The organism is Anabaena sp. 4-3 (assembly GCF_001597745.1).
In the GTDB taxonomy this organism is placed as follows: Bacteria; Cyanobacteriota; Cyanobacteriia; order Cyanobacteriales; family Nostocaceae; genus Trichormus.
On record NZ_LUHJ01000016.1, the window covers coordinates 1 to 275 of the forward strand.

The window sequence follows — 275 nt, forward strand, 5'->3', positions numbered from 1 at the left end:
TTGGTAATTGTGGATAGATTTTATCCCAGTAGTAAAACTTGCTCTAGTTGTGGAGAGCAAAAATCATCTTTGTCATTGTCGCAAAGAGTGTTTAAATGTGAACATTGTGGCTGGGAGTGTGATAGAGATGTCAATGCTGCCATAAATCTCTGTCAAGAAGCGACTAGATTAGTCGTGTTAGCCTGTGGACTAGATAGTGCCGACACTTCTAGGAAGAAGCAGGAAGAAAAAGCTGGCACTTGTGAGCATTTGTGAGCTTTTTTGAATCGGATGAA

The 275-nt window shown here is 40.7% G+C and carries 1 protein-coding gene; it reads left to right on the top strand.

Translation table 11 applies throughout. From position 1 onward, the window contains the following. Nucleotides 1-255: zinc ribbon domain-containing protein (locus A3775_RS04540; RefSeq protein WP_156481565.1), on the top strand; the 255-nt coding region annotated here is incomplete at its 5' end. Between the last annotated feature and the right edge of the window lie 20 nt (nt 256-275).